Below are 15,696 nucleotides of genomic sequence, written 5' to 3'. Positions count from 1 at the left end.
TCACCTTTTTTAGTACCTTTTTTGTAGGTGTATTTTGATAATTTATTAAAAAAAATGCTAGTTTTCGAATCATTCAAACTATATAATAATGAAAACATTGTTTTGGAGAAGATCATTATGACAGAAGGTTTGCTTGTTTATATCATCTTTGGAATAGCTGGTGGATTGCTAAGTACGTTTCTGTGCTTATTTGCTTTTTTAAAAATCAGGCATGCTCCAGGAGCGAAGTATTATATTTTAGCTACATGCATGTGTGCTATTTTCACTTATGGCTATGCATTCGAGTTAACAAGTACATCATTAGAAGAAATAAAATTTTGGCTTCGTATTCAATACCTTGCTTTACCGTTTATTCCTGTTTTTGTCTTGTATATGTGTACGGATTATATAGGATACAATCTACCAAGGTCGATTTCTGTCATTCTTAATGTGATTCCCTTCGTGACCATTATTACTCATTTTACGAATGATTTACATTCCCTTTATTACACCTCCATGGAGTTGCGGATGGAAAGTCCTTTTCCCATTATTCAATTAACAGGGGGATTGTTTTTTTACATCCACTCTATTTTTTTATATGCTTGTATGACATTAAGCGTTGGGATTTTGTGTGTCCAATTAAAAAAGGTAACGAATCGATTTCGTTTGCAATTGATTATGATGATTACGGGACTAATTGTTCCGGTCATTGGGAGTGTCTTTTATTTAACAGGTTTAAGCCCCCATGGAATTGACTTAGGACCTATTTCAATGAGTATCGCTTTTATATTTCATGGTGCTGCATTAATTTCTTTTCAAATGTTTAATGTAGTTCCGATAGCGAGACATAAAGTATTCGAAAGTTTGCAGCAAGGTATGGTTGTTTTAAATCATAATGATGTGATTGTGGACTATAACGATGCAGCTAGAAACATTGTTCCATCTTTAAATAAAACAAGTATTGGGAAATCTCTTTCCAATATATTGAAGGAAGAAATACTTAAAGAGATCGTGCTTGAAGAAACGGAGTCCGATTATGAGTATAAACAAGATGGTTCTAGAAGGTGCTATCAGATTCGATTTACTCCAGTCATTAGTAAATCGAATCTAAAAATTGGTCGTATTATCACTTTTTTTGATGTGACAGAGCGGGTCCAGTTACAAGAAGAGCTTCACCGTCTTGCAAGTATTGATGGACTAACTCAGGTGTTTAATCGAACATTTTTTTTGAAAGAAACGGAACAACTATACGCAGGGTCAGGGAATGACTTCGTTTCGATAATATTATTTGATATTGATCACTTTAAAATATAAATGATACATACAGCCATGAGGGTGGAGATCTTGTTCTGAAGTCTGTCGTAAACCTTGTAAAAGAGTGCTTACGTAATACGGACCTTATTGGAAGGTACGGTGGGGAAGAGTTTGTTATTTATTTACCGAATACTCCAATAACAATAGCAGCTCAAATGGCCGAAGCAATTAGAGTGAAAATAGCTTCCGGTCATGTTAGATATATGAATGAACCCATTCATGTCACATCTAGTTTTGGTGTTTCTTCGATTTTCCAACATAACGAAAGCAAAGACACAATCACTAGCCTCATAAAACAGGCGGATCAAGCTCTATATAGAGCTAAGCGAAGTGGAAGAAACAGAGTCGAATGTTCAATTGAAACGTCAACAATGCCCCGGTAAGGGAACAAATGAAAAAAGTACTGAAAAGCTGAACTGCTTTTTTCAGTACTTTTTTTCAATTATTATTAAAATTTTCTTTGACGTAATAAAATAGCTAATGTATAGTTAATAACATAAAGTAAGTTAATTAATATTAGAAAGTGATAATTTGGAGGGATAAAAGCATGACAACGTTTAAATTAGATAAAGTACACAGTGGAATTGGTTTTTCAGTGAAGCATATGATGGTATCAAAGGCAAAAGGGGAATTTAAAGATTTTGATGTTCAAATTGAAGGAGACATTGAGAATCTAGAGGCACTGAACGTAAACGTAGAAGTTAAAACAGCTTCTATTGATACTAATAATGATGATCGCGATGGTCATCTTCGCTCTGCTGATTTCTTTGATTCAGAAAACTATCCTGTAATCAAGATTCAAAGTGAATCTATTAAAAAAGTTTCTGATGAGGAGTATGAAATGACAGCTCAAGTCACGGTGAAAGATGTTACAAAAACAGAAACCTTCACAGTTGAGTACAACGGGACATCCAAAAACCCTATGGATGGAAGTACAGTAGCTGGATTTGATGTTGAAGGCAAATTAAACCGTGAAGCTTACGGATTGACTTGGAATGCTGCACTTGAAACAGGTGGAGTGTTAGTCGGAAAAGATGTGAAGTTACAGGCTAATTTCGAGTTTGTTGTTGAATAAAAAAGAAGTATGAAGTGTGGCTGAATAAGCTGCACTTTTTATTTTTTCATCCTTTACAAGTTGTATGTAAATTTAATAAAATGAAAAGGGTTGAAGGGATGGTGTGTTACATTAAAGAATATATTAGAAATACAGCTCTCATTTTTATAGTACTAATCGTGATAAGTAGCCTAATTGGTTGGTACTTTGGGTATGAAATTGTCAATGTGGCTTTTATTGTTGGAGCTATTACATTGTTATTATCTACAACAGGCCTTTCCACTGAAGCGCACCTTGCCATGAAAACGTTTGGAAATTACGTCCCGAAAGAGGGAAGTAAATTGCTTTCATTAAATCCTTTATTGGTAAGTTCTTTATTATTGTTAGTGTGTAGCTTCTTATATGCTATTTTGTAATAAAAAGAAAAAGGCTGTATTCACATCCTTTTTCTTTTATGAGCTATAAAAAAAAGAAGACCCTGAGTGAGGTCTTCTTTAAAATTTATTACTTTTGAACGTTAGCAGCTTGTGGACCACGAGCGCCTTGTTCAATTTCGAATGTAACAGTTTGGCCTTCTTCTAAAGATTTGAATCCTTCTCCTTGAATAGCAGAGAAGTGTACAAATACGTCATCTCCACCTTCAACTTCGATAAATCCGAAACCTTTTTCTGCGTTAAACCATTTTACTGTACCTTGTGTCATGATATTGCCTCCAAATGTGGATGATCCACTAATTATTACTATCCTTGCTCATACACATAACCCATCAAGACAAAATCACATTTAGTAAAGAAGTCTTAAATCAATTAGTTACTCCGAACAAAAATAAGCAATCTAATCATACCAAGTTTGGTATGAAAATGCAAATAATAAAATTTCTTCATAAAACCAACTTGACAGATATGAATTAACAGAATAATATAATCATATAAATTTAAAATCATAATCATAAGTAAAGCTGATTGGACGCACCGAAGGCTTATTCTTTTTAACAAAAGGAATAGGCCCTTTTTTATCTTTTAAAACACACTAAACTAATTGGTTTTATTGGAATGGAGGATGGATAAGTTGAGTTTTGAGATTGTATTTGTCATTTTGGTTGTGGTTGGAATGCTTATCTGTCTTATAAAAGAAGTGGCAAGACCTGATTTTATCTTATTTTGTTCATTAGCTACATTAATTTTATTCGGAATCTTGACCCCGGCGGAAGCGTTAAAAGGCTTTTCAAATGAAGGGATGTTAACTGTAGCCTTACTGTTTATTGTGGCAGGAGCTGTTAAGCAAAGTGGAAGTTTGAATCACCTTGTAGAAAAAGCATTAAGTTCTGGAAAGAGTCCGCGTCGATCCCTTCTTCAAATGATGGTACCAATTTCGGGGATGTCAGCTTTTTTAAACAATACACCGATGGTTGTCATGTTTACACCTGTTGTTCGTAAGTGGTGCAGAGATCGAAATATTTCTCCATCAAAATTCTTGTTGCCCTTGTCGTATGCAGCTATTTTTGGAGGGACATGGACTTTAATCGGAACATCAACGAATCTTGTGGTTCACGGATTTATGTTGGAGAAAGGAATGGCTGGTTTTTCTATGTTTCAATTAGCCATTGTCAGTATTCCAGCTAGTATTGTGGCGATTACTTTTATGGTGACGATTGGGTATAAGCTATTACCAGATCGAAAAACATCAGAAGAGACGTTTGAAGAAAGTTCACGAGAATATTTATCAGAAGCTATTGTTGAGCAGCAATCACCGCTCATTGGAAAAACAATCGAAGAGGCTGGTTTACGTCAATTAAAGGGATTGTATTTAATTGAGGTGATCAGCAATGGAGATCGAACTGCTCCTGTTCCTTCCTATTATAAAATCAAGGAAGGAGATCGGTTGATTTTCACAGGTTTGTTTTCAACGATTGTCGAACTTCAGAACATTCGCGGATTGACCGTTGAAACGGGAACTCACTTAAAGCTAGGAGATTTGCAAAATGGGAGTGCTTCACTGGTAGAGGCAGTTGTTTCCCATCAATCTTCGTTAATTCATAAGACAGTAAAAGAGAGTCGAGTTCGTAGTAAATACGATGCAGGTGTAGTCGCAGTGCATCGGAATGACGAAAGAATTAATAACAAAGTCGGCGACATTAAATTAAAGCTGGGGACACCTTACTTTTATTAGCCAATAAGGACTTTTTGAAAAGGTGGTCCAATTCAAACGACTTTTATTTGCTTTCTACGATTGATGAACCAGAAATCATTAATACAAAAAAGTCTCCTATTGCTATTATTACGTTGCTTTTAATGATTGCATTAGCAGCTTTTGAAATTTTACCAATGTTCCAAGCCGCTGTTTTAGCTGTTGTAGCGTTGTTTTTAACAGGGACTGTTTCTTTTGAAGGAGCAAGAAAGTACATTCAGTTTGATGTGTTACTCGTCATTGCTTGTGCAATTGGGATTGGTATTGCTTTGGAATCAACAGGAGCGGCAGCATTAATTGCCAATCAGTTTATACTGTTAACACAAGGATTTGGTATACTTGGAGCAGTGTTTGTTGTTTATTTGTTAACAAGCTTTTTTACTGAAATTATCACAAATAACGCTGCCGCAGTATTAATGTTTCCTATCTCGTTGCATATTGCAGATCAGCTTGCTGTCGACCCTATGGCATTCTTCGTTACAATCGCGATTGCAGCTTCAGCTAGTTTTGCAACGCCAATTGGATATCAGACGAATTTAATCGTATATGGACCTGGTGGATACCGTTTTTCGGATTACTTAAAAGTGGGAATTCCACTAAATATCATATATTTGATTATCACAGTGACAATTGTTAACTTCGTATGGGTTGGATAATGTCAACGTACTCTCTCTAGTTTTAACAACTAGAGGGAGTTTTTTATTGCAAAAGTCGATAATAATATTATGTAAACTTATAGGGATGGGATTAGTTATGTTACTTTTTAAATCAGTTTAGTTGAAAGATTTCGTAACTAGGAGTAAAGTGAATACTTGCATAAATCTGTCTGAATAGGAGGACAAAATTGAAACACTTTTTAGAGGAATATCGGTACATCATTTATACATTTGTCCTGTTTCTATTCGTTGCAAATACGTTTTTAGATAATAAGATAATTACATACGTAGTAGGCGTCTTGGCAATTCCTATGCTCTTTATTTCGTTTCTATATGCGGCAAAACTTTTTCGTGTTTTAGGGCTTATTTTTCTACTCGTAGGAGGTGGCTTGTTTGTTTATTCTGGGCTTCCTTTTTATGAGCTGCCATTATTTTTTACATCTACCATGCCATTGTTATCTTTCTTAGCTGTTTTACCTTGGATGAATAGCGTTGTGCGCTCAGGGAGGTTTGACCGAAGAATTAATGAACTCATGAAAACCAATATCTCAAGTTTAGGAAATCTATACACAAGAAGCTCTCTAACTACCTATATATTATGCACTTACATCAATTTGTCAGCCCTTTCTATTTCACAAGAGGTATTGCAGGATAACATGGGAAAAATGAAGAAAAAATTAAGAGACTCCTTCATAAGTCAATCTACTCTTAGAGCTTTTTCTTTAGCGCTAGCATGGAGTCCAATGGAAGTGATTGTTGCTATCACGGTTGATGGAACAGGAGTGAGTTATGTAACCTTTTTACCGTGGCTTTTGTTGTGTTCTTTTACTGTGCTTTTTATTGATTTAGTATGGGGGAAACGGAAGTATGGGTCCATGCCTTACGAGCAATCGGAAGCAAATAGAAAACAGTCGTTGTCGTTTAAACAGATCTTTTTTCATATTGTCAAATTAACAACGGCTCTTTCCATATTTCTTGTTATTGTCGTTAGCATTGGAAATTACTTTGAACTAAATTTTATATTATCCGTAACGCTAGTCATTTTACCATTCTCATTTATTTGGGCTTGGCTGATGAAGAGGTTTCGAAGTTTTGTGGTTATTGGTTGGAGTTCGTGGAAGCTAAGAACAAACGGAATGCAGAATTTTGTTGTTTTATTTTTAACGTTAGCCTTCTTTTCAAGTAGTCTAAATGAAACCCCGTTCTTACAATTCATTCAACAACCTTTTTTCGCTGCAGCAGATCATCCACTTTTGATCTTGTTTTTAATTCAACTAACGTATCTTGTGATGAGTATGATAGGAGTTCATCCGATTGCTACGATTGGAATTTTATTAGAAGCATTGCCACCACTCTTTGAAATTATTAATCCACTAAGTATAGGGATTGTGCTTATTACAGGGGCGTTGGCAACAGCCACAGTTGGAACATATGGTGTCACCGTAACCATAACAGCAATGAATACAAATCAAAGTCCTTATCGCATTACGGTAAGAAATTTACCTTTTGCTTTGTTATATGGAGGCGTTGGTACTCTGATAGGTTTTTTCATTTTATATTTATAAGGTAAAGGAGAAAAAGCTAAGGGTAAGACCAAGTAGCGTACGTAGGTGGAGAGTGGGACGACCATTTGCTGCACTTATTTTTATCAAATAGAGCAGGAGTGCAAGTAATGAAAAATGCGGGTTCGAAATAGATGCTGGTGTGAATGAGAATTACAAAAGGCTTTCCTAAATCCTTGCAAAGATTGGAAAGGAATAACTTATGAAACATATTATTGAAGCTAATAATCATACATTGCATGGTTCATTTAGTAATGAATATGAACCGATTGTAACCATTCAATCTGGTGATTCGATTCAATGTTCCTCCATTGATATTGGTTGGGGCTTGAATCATCCAACAGGAAAGCGGACGAAGTTTACATCTAGGGAAAAGGAAGGGTTTTGGGGTCATCCAATATTGGGGCCTATTGCGATCAACGGAGCTGAACCTGGAATGACACTAGAGGTGAAAATCAATGATCTAGTGCCTGGTTCATATGGCTCGAATTGTGCAGCTGGTAAAGCAAGTTGGATCAATGATCAATTAGGCTTATCTCAAGAAGAACAGATTACATTTGAATGGACGATCGATCAACAAAAAGAAATCGCCATAGGAAAAAGAAAAGAAAAGGAATTTTCTGTGCCGATTCGACCTTTTATGGGTGTAATGGCTACGGCACCCAAAGAGCCTGGCGTTTTTTCAACGGTACCTCCACGCTACTGTGGAGGCAATATGGACTGCAAAGAATTGATTAAAGGAAGTACATTGTATTTGCCAATAGCAGTTCAAGGTGCTTTGTTTTCCGTTGGAGATGGTCATGCCGCACAGGGAGATGGGGAGGTTTCTGGTCAAGCGATAGAGTGTCCAATGGACGTTGTTGACTTGACATTGACTGTTCGCGAAGATTTGCCTATACAGATGCCATTTGCCCATACACCGTCAGGCTGGGTTACATTTGGATTTGATGAAGATTTAAATAAAGCAACGATTGTGGCTTTAAATGAAATGATATCTTTTATACAAAATCGATATCATGTGAGTAAATCGGAAGCAACTGCATTAGCAAGCGTTGTGGTGGACCTTCGAATTACACAAATCGTTAACCAAGTGAAAGGTGTACATGCAATCTTGCCACATGGAGCACTATGATAATTTACGACCAAATAGAAAGTAGTTTGGAGTAGAAAAATGTTAATAGTTGATTGAAAATCATCTCTTTGGTTCAAAATAGAAGTAGCTTTACGTAAATAAAAAGGCGAATATTATAAAGAGGTGATCGTTCATGACATTAGATTGGTTTGATCGAGTTTCTGCAGAACTACAAGACGATCTTGAATCAATTTGTGAAGAATTTGACCAGATTGGTCACATGTCCATTGATAAAGGTGCTAAACACCCTCGAATTGAATTCTTTGTAGAAACGGAAGAAGAGGATCGTGAGTATTTCTGCACATTATTCTTTGATCCATTTAACAATGAATTTTACATCGAATCATATGACATCGAGTTCGATCTAATATCTAGAACGATTTTAGAAGATATTGAAGATATTATCGATGTTGTTCACGAGAGCTTTCACGAATTCATGAATGACGAAGAGGAAGACTTTGAATATGAGGATGAGGATGACGAAATCGTTTATGTGGAAAGCTTGGACGAGTATGATGATGACGAGTATGAGACACTTGATGTTGATTGGGAAACTCCAGAAGTTACAGCATATATTGATGAAAGTGAAGATGTTGAAATCACTTATAAATTTGGGGTTATTCAAGAAACGGGAGATGGAGTTTTACAGAGAACCAATCGAGTGAAAACGGCTGATGATGAATTAATTAAAGACGAGTTTAACTTCATTTTTAGCAAAGACGAAGCAAGTACAATTATTGCTATGATTGCTAGTCATATGGACTCCATTCAAAGTTTGGACGCCGATTCCTGATCTTTAAAACAAAATGATATATGAAAGGGCAGTGAAAAGGTTTGTGACACCTTCATCAGTGCCCTTTTTTTGTCCCCTTTTGTGGGTGTTCGCTGATAAACATGAAAAATTCAACTTGTTTTCTTCATTTGTCTACTGTTTTTATCGTTTGTTTTTCTTTTTATTTTGGATCATTTTTAAAAATGGGCACGTATTCAATGTAGTCTGATCGTCTCTCAAAAAATATTGTTTCCACTCTAAATTGTGAGTGTCTCCGTACATCCTTAATTCAGTATGTGGAGGGATGTCATCATATTGAATGAGACGTTCTCGAATAGCAGTTCTAATTTTAGTTGCGTAATAAGGGGTCTCATCAAACTGTTCTAAAACCCACCGGGGGGTAATGGCGAATAAAAAATAAGGAAAATATCTACTTTTACGATGCAGGTGAGAAGGTGTAGCGCAATACATAAAAAAACGTTCATTTTGAAAGCAAAATTCCCAAGAGTTATGATCTGGATCAAATGGAATGACATCAGGCCATTTTTGTTCATCTAGTGTGTGAAGGTGTGTTAGTTGCTCCCAAAACAATTGTTCAAAAGTTTCCATGTTTGCGGAAGCCAAGTCTTCAGGAGTTTGAAAGAATACAATAAGAGACGAATATTTTCCAAAGACATTCGAATGAATGGCATACTCCTTTAAAATGTCAGCCAGTTCATATTTCGTCTTTGGAATTCTAGGATCTCCGACGAACGCGTAGCGCAAGTGATTTAAAAAGAACGATTGCGTTGCAGGAATACAAGGAAAAAGATTCTCTTTATTGGACATGTTTTTTTTGAACTGATCAATGGCGTCTTGTTGCCAATCAGCTAGGTTAATATCCTCAATTAAGTCGTTTAAGTGATGCAATATCATTCCTTAGCCCTCCTCTCTTCACTTTATTAAGAAAAAGAGAAATGGTGATTAATGGAGGGCTTGAGGAGGTCAATAAGAGATTTTTCGTGCACTAAAAAAGCGGTAATTGATCTAAATTATTTTCTTTGATTCCATCAGGTTCACTTCTAACAATGTCACGCCCATATTTGTGAAAGACATCGACATGTGCAAGATTTCCAGCCTTCGCTTCTTCTAGTGCTTGTACGTAATCTAATTCACGACCAGTACTTGTCTTAAAAGCGATTAAATCACCTTCTTCATTTTTCCTGACAGCCACTATTGATTCGCGGTTGTCTTCTCCTTGATATGCTTCATTTTCAACCTTCTTTTTTCCTTGCTCACGATACTGTTCAAACACTTGCTCAAAACGATCATCTGACATTTAGAGACATCCTTTCCAATGGGGTTTTTTCTTAGGCTATGCTATTTTAAAGTTTGAATACAAACACGTTTATTGTTTAAAAATACATACGTAACATTAAAAGTAACGTTTGAATTTGGTGAATTATGGATTTTACAAAATCTTTACAATATCTTTACAAACGAATCATTTACATTCTCTTAACAGTTTTTTAATATGTGTAAGGGGGACAAAGTTGTAGAAAAATGTCGAACACCATATAAAGAGAAGGGTTGATGAAATGGATTTACAAACAATTCTGTTCATGTTTTTGGGAGGCTTAGGGATCTTCTTATTTGGTATCAAATACATGGGAGATGGTCTACAGAAAGTAGCAGGTGACCGTTTAAGGGATTTACTTGATAAATTTACAACGAATCCATTAATGGGCGTTCTAGCCGGTTTAGTCGTTACGATTTTGCTGCAAACAAGTACTGGAACAACGGTTCTAACGATTGGTCTTGTTAACGCTGGGTTTATGACTTTAAAACAAGCAATAGGGGTTATAATGGGTGCCAATATTGGAACCACTGTAACGGCTTTTATTATCGGGATAAAAATTTCAGCCTATGCACTACCGATTATTGCAGTAGGTACGTTTTTAATCTTCTTCTTTAAAAAGCAAAAAATAAACAACTATGGTCAAGTTATTTTTGGTTTTGGAGCGTTATTTTTAGGCTTAAATTTCATGGGTGATGCGATGAAGCCATTACGTGAAGTACAGGCTTTTGCTGACTTAACAGTTAGCATGAGTGATAACCCATTATTAGGCGTACTCATTGGTACGATCTTTACTGTCATTGTACAGAGTTCTTCAGCATCGATAGGTTTATTACAGACATTGTTTTCACAAGGCTTGATGGATTTAAACGCAGCCTTACCGGTTTTGTTTGGTGATAACATTGGAACTACAATCACAGCTGTACTTGCATCATTAGGTGCCTCCATTGCAGCTAAACGTGCCGCTTTAACACACGTAATTTTCAACTTGATTGGTACTGCCATTGTGTTACTTTTATTTAGACCATTTGTGATTCTTATCTCATATATTCAAGATGCGTTGATGCTAAATCCTGAAATGACAATTGCTTTTGCTCATGGGATTTTTAATGTATCTAATACATTTATCCAATTACCTTTTATTGCCGTTTTAGCTTTAATTGTTACAAAGATTATACCAGGAAAAGATTCAGCTATTGAATACAAAGCAGTTCACTTAGATGAGCGTTTCATTAGAGAAGCTCCATCAATAGCATTAGGACAGGCGCAAAAAGAAGTATTAAGAATGGCTGAGCTTTCAGAAAAAGGACTTGAAGAAGTCGGAAAGTATATGAAGACTCATGAAAAGAAACACGGGGAATTAGTGCCACAGTTTGAAGATGCCATTAATAATTTAGACCGTAAAATTACGGACTACCTTGTTCAATTAGCATCACATTCTTACACAGTTGAAGACTCAAAGCTCCATTCAACCTTAATGAATACGGTTAGAGATATCGAACGAATTGGAGACCATATGGAAAACATTATGGAACTCGTTGATAATCAAGTCGTCAACAAAGTGAAATTTTCAGATTCAGCTATAGAAGATTTAGATGCAATGTTTGATTTAACATTATCGACATTAAGAGAATCAATCAAAGCATTAGAAACAAATGATTTAGAAATGGCTAAATCTGTCTTAGAGAAAGAAGATAAAATTGATAAAATGGAACGTGATTTAAGGAAAAAACATATTACTCGTTTGAATGAAAACCGCTGTACAGGATCTGCAGGAATTATTTATGTTGATATCGTAAGTAACCTTGAAAGAGTAGGAGATCATGCGGTAAATATTGCCGAGGTCGTAATCGGCGAAGAATAATATGAAGGAAAAGACTAGACGTGATGCGTTTAGTCTTTTTTCTTGTGAAGTAAATGTTACAATTAAGTTAAAAACTGTAAAGGTTTAGATTTGATTACATTAGGTATTCCAGCATAAACTAAATCATAACCATAAGTTAATTTTAAAATGAGATATTTAATGATGTCACGTCACACTTTTGAAGGAGTTTGCTATGAATAAACTAGTTACTGTTTATCCGCAAGCAGTTGAACATACAAAAAGAAAAATAATGGAGGATATTGAAAAGTATTTAGAAGAACGGGACAAAAGTGGTACGTATGAGCAATACATTGAAGAGCGTCATAACTATGTAGAGCAAATTTGGATCAATGTTTGGTTAAATAAAGCGACGAATGATGTTCCAAAGAGAGAAAAGAAAGCTTTTCTTACGGAAAGAAAGTATGAAGTTGACGGGGTAGATAAAAAAGTAATCAATCGTCTGTTTAGAAATGAAATTAGAAAGTACCAGCCGTTTGATGTGATCAACTGGTTAAAAGAGCATTTTAAAGGCCAAGAGCGTGAATGGGAAGAAATGTTTCAAGTAGCTAAGAGAAACTTATTGAAGAGACAAGAAGAAGAGCAACTTGCCACAGAGAGAAAACGTGTTGAATTACAAATCGAAAAGGTTCTGCAGAACATCTTTGAAACAAAACAGCATTCGTTTTACCTTTATATTCGACATCGTGTCAGTCAACAATTAGCCTTCGATTTTAAAGAAAAAAGGAAATATCGAAAAATTGAGACGTTTCGTATTGAAGAAGAGCTTGAAGATTTAGGTCCTTTTCGCCCTGAAGATTACTTTACCGTAGCGAAATTTTTTGATGAATTAACAGGAGCGGTTCAGAAAGCTTACTATTGGGAATATGAAAGATATCTTTTTGTTTACCAACGCTTTATTAACGAGAAACTTCGATTGTACGTTAGTAGGCTTGTTTTTGAACAATTGCCTGAAGAACTTCATGAACAATATAAAAAAGTATTTAATGAACGTTTAACGGAAACAAAAATCAGTATTTTGGTTAAACCGTATCTTCCATATTGGGAAAAGCGCTTTTTGTCTAGCATTCAATCGGAGCTACTTGATGACCTTTTAAGCCTTGCAGACATTCCATTTGATGTGGAGAAGCATATGAAGATTTATGATGAGGACTTAAAAGAACGGGAACGAAAAAAAGCTGAAGAAGAAGCCGAGGAAAAGCGAAGGCTGGAAGAAGAAGCTCGGATTTTGGATGATATTTTTTCCCGTGAATATAGACCATCAGCTGGTAGAAACATTCGTTACGTGTTACACATTGGTGAGACCAATACAGGGAAAACCTATCATGCTCTTGAGAAAATGAAGAAGGCCTCAAGTGGCTTGTACTTAGCTCCACTACGTTTGTTAGCATTAGAAGTGTATGACAAATTAAATGCTGAAGGAGTTCCGTGTACGCTTAAAACAGGTGAGGAAGAAAAAGTTGTCAACGATGCTAGACATACTTCCTGTACAGTAGAGATGTTTCATGAGAAAGAATTTTATGAGGTAATTGTGATTGATGAAGCTCAAATGATTGCTGATAAAGATCGTGGATTTTCTTGGTATAAAGCTGTAACAAAGGCAAATGCAAATGAAGTTCACATTATTGGTAGTCGCAATGCAGAATTGATGGTTCGTCAATTACTTGGAGATTCGGAGAATATTGAAATACATGACTATAAGCGAACGATTCCACTCAAGGTGGAAAGAAAAGAATTTAAAATGAGTCACACGAAAAAAGGTGATGCGTTAGTTTGTTTTTCTAGAAGGAGAGTGCTGGAAACAGCTTCACAGCTTCAAAAAAATGGACATTCTGTCAGCATGATATACGGAAGCATGCCTCCAGAAACGAGAAAAAAACAAATGCAACGTTTTATTGATGGTGAAACAAATGTTATTGTGTCAACCGATGCAATCGGTATGGGATTAAATTTACCGATTAGAAGAATAGCCTTTTTAGAAAATGAAAAGTTTGATGGAACGAGGAGGAGAAGACTAACTTCACAAGAAATCAAACAAATTGCAGGTCGAGCTGGCCGTAAAGGCATTTATGATGTTGGAAAGGTTGCATTTGTTAGTGATATTAAAATCATGAGGCATTTGCTTCAGCAAGAAGATGAATCCATTCAAACCTTTGCGATCGCTCCGACAAATTCAGTATTTGAACGGTTTCAAAAATATTATCGAGATTTAGGCACGTTTTTTGAACTTTGGGATAAGTTTGAAAGCCCTCAAGGAACAAAAAAAGCGAGTCTTTCTGAAGAAAAGGAATTATACGAATCCATTAGAGGAACAGAGATCGAAGGACGGCTATCGATGATGGATTTATACGGCTTTTTGCACCTGCCTTTTTCGTCTAAAGAACCTGGCTTAACTGAACAGTGGCAAGAAAAAATGATCGCAATCGTAAGAGGAGAGGACCTACCTGAACCTCAAATTGTGAGAGGTTCACTTGAAGAACTAGAATTGTCGTATAAATCAATTGGTTTACATCTTCTGTTTTTATACCGCTTAGAACGAAGAACCGAAGCTCTCTATTGGGAACGAATACGTGAAGAAATTAGCGATGGCGTACATGACTTTCTTAAAAATGATGTAAGAAACTTAACGAAAGTATGCAAATATTGTGGGAAAACAATGGCTTGGGACCATGAATTTACAATGTGTGATGCATGCCATAAATCGCGTTATCGCCAAAGAGAACGTGGAGGATATCGAAATCGTAAGCATTATAGATGAAAATACAGTATTGTTTTGAAAAATAGCCTTTAAATAAGATATAGAAAAAGGGGTGTTGTAAGATGAGTGAGAAAAAGGTATTAACGTTATTAGGTTTCTTCTTTGTAAATGGTCTGTTCATTGGGAGTATTTTTACAGGACTTGATTATCTTATGGAAGTCCTTCTTTTTACCGTAGTAGCTAATGTAATCTATGTAGGATTATTGTTTTATTTAAAAAGAAATTCTAACTCGCTCGAGGCTAATTATGAGGAGTAACCATTTTTGATTTTATAAAGAGAAGGGTATAAAAGAGGCATCAATCTCTTCTATACCCTTCTTTTTACTTGTTTCGTTTTTCAATTACCTCTGAAACAACGCAGGCTAAATCATCATTTCCAAATAGAGATAACACTCCTAATACCGTCTCATCGGCAATTGTTTCAGATTCGTCTTTCGGCACCGTTAATTCTAGAGCTTGCTGCAAGGCGGGATTATCTGCTTGTGTTGGATATGCTTGAAGGTACACATGTTTTGGATCTAAACGGTTGTTTACACACCACTGAGCAAAGACAAGAATCATCATATGCTCATCACGCTGGAAATTACTAATTACTTTGTTTTCTACTTCTTTCTGATTCATTGGTTTATCTCCTCTATTCATTTTCCATAAGTTTATTGATTTTCTTGACGAAATTTTTGTTGTATGAAGTAATGATATGTGTTCGTGCTTTCGAAAGAGGGATCTCTGTTTTACAGCCTCGACCTTCACATAAAACTTCTTTTTGATCGATTTGAATTAGGTATTTTTTTCTTTTTTTACAACTGGGGCAGGTTGCGCTAATTAATTGTATCGTCGCGCCTCTAGAAAAAGCTCCTCCTGTTTTATCTTTTGTTTCTTTTGATAATTCTTGAAACAATACGGCATTTGTTGCTGCACGTCCTGTTCTCTTTATGAATGTATCAAGGGAAAGTTTGGGTGTTTGATTTCTACTAGGGTTTTTAATAACCGTAATTGAATCAAACTCATCAATTTCTAACAAGCCATAGCCTTTAGGGATTTCATCAAGTTTCAGTAATCCTTTA

At 35.7% G+C, this 15,696-nt stretch carries 17 protein-coding genes; 12 read left to right on the top strand and 5 right to left on the bottom strand.

Going from position 1 to position 15,696, the window contains the following annotated elements:
• The first annotated feature begins 117 nt into the window (after positions 1-117).
• The 4 genes from JCM9140_RS04055 (at position 118) to JCM9140_RS04045 (ending at position 2,763) form a co-directional block, all read left to right on the top strand.
• A complete protein-coding gene (locus tag JCM9140_RS04055) occupies positions 118-1,293 on the top strand; it encodes a histidine kinase N-terminal 7TM domain-containing diguanylate cyclase (RefSeq protein WP_034742685.1) in 1,176 nt (391 codons plus the stop codon).
• Positions 1,290-1,676, top strand: a complete 387-nt coding sequence (locus JCM9140_RS25120) for a GGDEF domain-containing protein (RefSeq protein WP_081727553.1) — start codon at positions 1,290-1,292, stop codon at positions 1,674-1,676. The genes JCM9140_RS04055 and JCM9140_RS25120 overlap by 4 nt, the downstream gene beginning before the upstream one ends.
• A 164-nt stretch (positions 1,677-1,840) precedes the next feature.
• Positions 1,841-2,368 carry a YceI family protein gene (locus JCM9140_RS04050; protein WP_034742682.1) on the top strand — a complete coding sequence of 176 codons (528 nt, stop codon included), beginning with the start codon at positions 1,841-1,843 and terminating at the stop codon, positions 2,366-2,368.
• Between the two features lie 98 nt (positions 2,369-2,466).
• Positions 2,467-2,763: a hypothetical protein gene (locus JCM9140_RS04045; RefSeq protein ID WP_156314753.1), complete on the top strand. Its 297-nt coding sequence runs from the start codon at positions 2,467-2,469 to the stop codon at positions 2,761-2,763.
• An 88-nt stretch (positions 2,764-2,851) separates the two neighbouring features.
• Here JCM9140_RS04045 and JCM9140_RS04040 read toward each other — a convergent pair whose 3' ends face one another.
• Positions 2,852-3,049 (bottom strand): cold-shock protein, encoded by a 198-nt coding sequence (locus JCM9140_RS04040; RefSeq protein WP_034742676.1) that lies wholly within the window; start codon positions 3,047-3,049, stop codon positions 2,852-2,854.
• 366 nt (positions 3,050-3,415) lie between these two features.
• On the opposite strand from JCM9140_RS04040, the gene JCM9140_RS25115 reads away from it, so the two are divergent.
• From JCM9140_RS25115 to JCM9140_RS04020, 5 genes are all read left to right on the top strand, one after another.
• Complete coding sequence (locus JCM9140_RS25115) at positions 3,416-4,516, top strand: SLC13 family permease (protein WP_369384397.1); 1,101 nt, start codon at positions 3,416-3,418, stop codon at positions 4,514-4,516.
• Positions 4,517-4,530: 14 nt separating this feature from the next.
• Positions 4,531-5,190: an SLC13 family permease gene (locus JCM9140_RS25110; RefSeq protein WP_369384396.1), complete on the top strand. Its 660-nt coding sequence runs from the start codon at positions 4,531-4,533 to the stop codon at positions 5,188-5,190.
• 188 nt (positions 5,191-5,378) lie between these two features.
• Positions 5,379-6,755, top strand: a complete 1,377-nt coding sequence (locus JCM9140_RS04030; RefSeq protein ID WP_034742673.1) for a hypothetical protein — start codon at positions 5,379-5,381, stop codon at positions 6,753-6,755.
• Between the two features lie 199 nt (positions 6,756-6,954).
• Positions 6,955-7,884 (top strand): acetamidase/formamidase family protein, encoded by a 930-nt coding sequence (locus JCM9140_RS04025; RefSeq protein WP_034742670.1) that lies wholly within the window; start codon positions 6,955-6,957, stop codon positions 7,882-7,884.
• Between the two features lie 133 nt (positions 7,885-8,017).
• Positions 8,018-8,677: a hypothetical protein gene (locus tag JCM9140_RS04020; protein WP_034742667.1), complete on the top strand. Its 660-nt coding sequence runs from the start codon at positions 8,018-8,020 to the stop codon at positions 8,675-8,677.
• Between the two features lie 141 nt (positions 8,678-8,818).
• Here the strand turns inward: JCM9140_RS04020 and JCM9140_RS04015 are convergent, their stop codons facing one another.
• Together JCM9140_RS04015 and JCM9140_RS04010 are read right to left on the bottom strand one after the other, a co-directional pair.
• Complete coding sequence (locus tag JCM9140_RS04015) at positions 8,819-9,571, bottom strand: YqcI/YcgG family protein (RefSeq protein ID WP_034742665.1); 753 nt, start codon at positions 9,569-9,571, stop codon at positions 8,819-8,821.
• 91 nt (positions 9,572-9,662) lie between these two features.
• A complete protein-coding gene (locus JCM9140_RS04010; RefSeq protein WP_034742662.1) occupies positions 9,663-9,974 on the bottom strand; it encodes a DUF3892 domain-containing protein in 312 nt (103 codons plus the stop codon).
• Positions 9,975-10,233: 259 nt separating this feature from the next.
• Here JCM9140_RS04010 and JCM9140_RS04005 point away from each other — a divergent pair, with 259 nt between their 5' ends.
• The 3 genes from JCM9140_RS04005 to JCM9140_RS03995 all read left to right on the top strand — a co-directional run bounded on the left by JCM9140_RS04005 (position 10,234) and on the right by JCM9140_RS03995 (position 14,889).
• Positions 10,234-11,856: a Na/Pi cotransporter family protein gene (locus tag JCM9140_RS04005; protein WP_034742659.1), complete on the top strand. Its 1,623-nt coding sequence runs from the start codon at positions 10,234-10,236 to the stop codon at positions 11,854-11,856.
• A 193-nt stretch (positions 11,857-12,049) separates the two neighbouring features.
• Positions 12,050-14,632, top strand: a complete 2,583-nt coding sequence (locus JCM9140_RS04000; protein WP_034742657.1) for a DEAD/DEAH box helicase — start codon at positions 12,050-12,052, stop codon at positions 14,630-14,632.
• Between the two features lie 62 nt (positions 14,633-14,694).
• Positions 14,695-14,889, top strand: coding sequence for a hypothetical protein (locus JCM9140_RS03995; protein ID WP_034742655.1), 195 nt, complete (start codon positions 14,695-14,697; stop codon positions 14,887-14,889).
• A gap of 64 nt (positions 14,890-14,953) precedes the next feature.
• Here JCM9140_RS03995 and yxiS read toward each other — a convergent pair whose 3' ends face one another.
• Positions 14,954-15,253, bottom strand: a complete 300-nt coding sequence (gene yxiS / locus JCM9140_RS03990; protein ID WP_034742652.1) for a protein YxiS — start codon at positions 15,251-15,253, stop codon at positions 14,954-14,956.
• Between the two features lie 13 nt (positions 15,254-15,266).
• Positions 15,267-15,653: a hypothetical protein gene (locus tag JCM9140_RS03985; RefSeq protein WP_156314751.1), complete on the bottom strand. Its 387-nt coding sequence runs from the start codon at positions 15,651-15,653 to the stop codon at positions 15,267-15,269.
• Positions 15,654-15,696 lie beyond the last annotated feature (43 nt).

This window comes from Halalkalibacter wakoensis JCM 9140, assembly GCF_000513095.1.
In the GTDB taxonomy this organism is placed as follows: Bacteria; Bacillota; Bacilli; order Bacillales; family Bacillaceae_D; genus Halalkalibacter; species Halalkalibacter wakoensis.
Note: the sequence above shows the minus strand (reverse complement) of the source record. Positions and strands in the feature narration are given on the sequence as shown.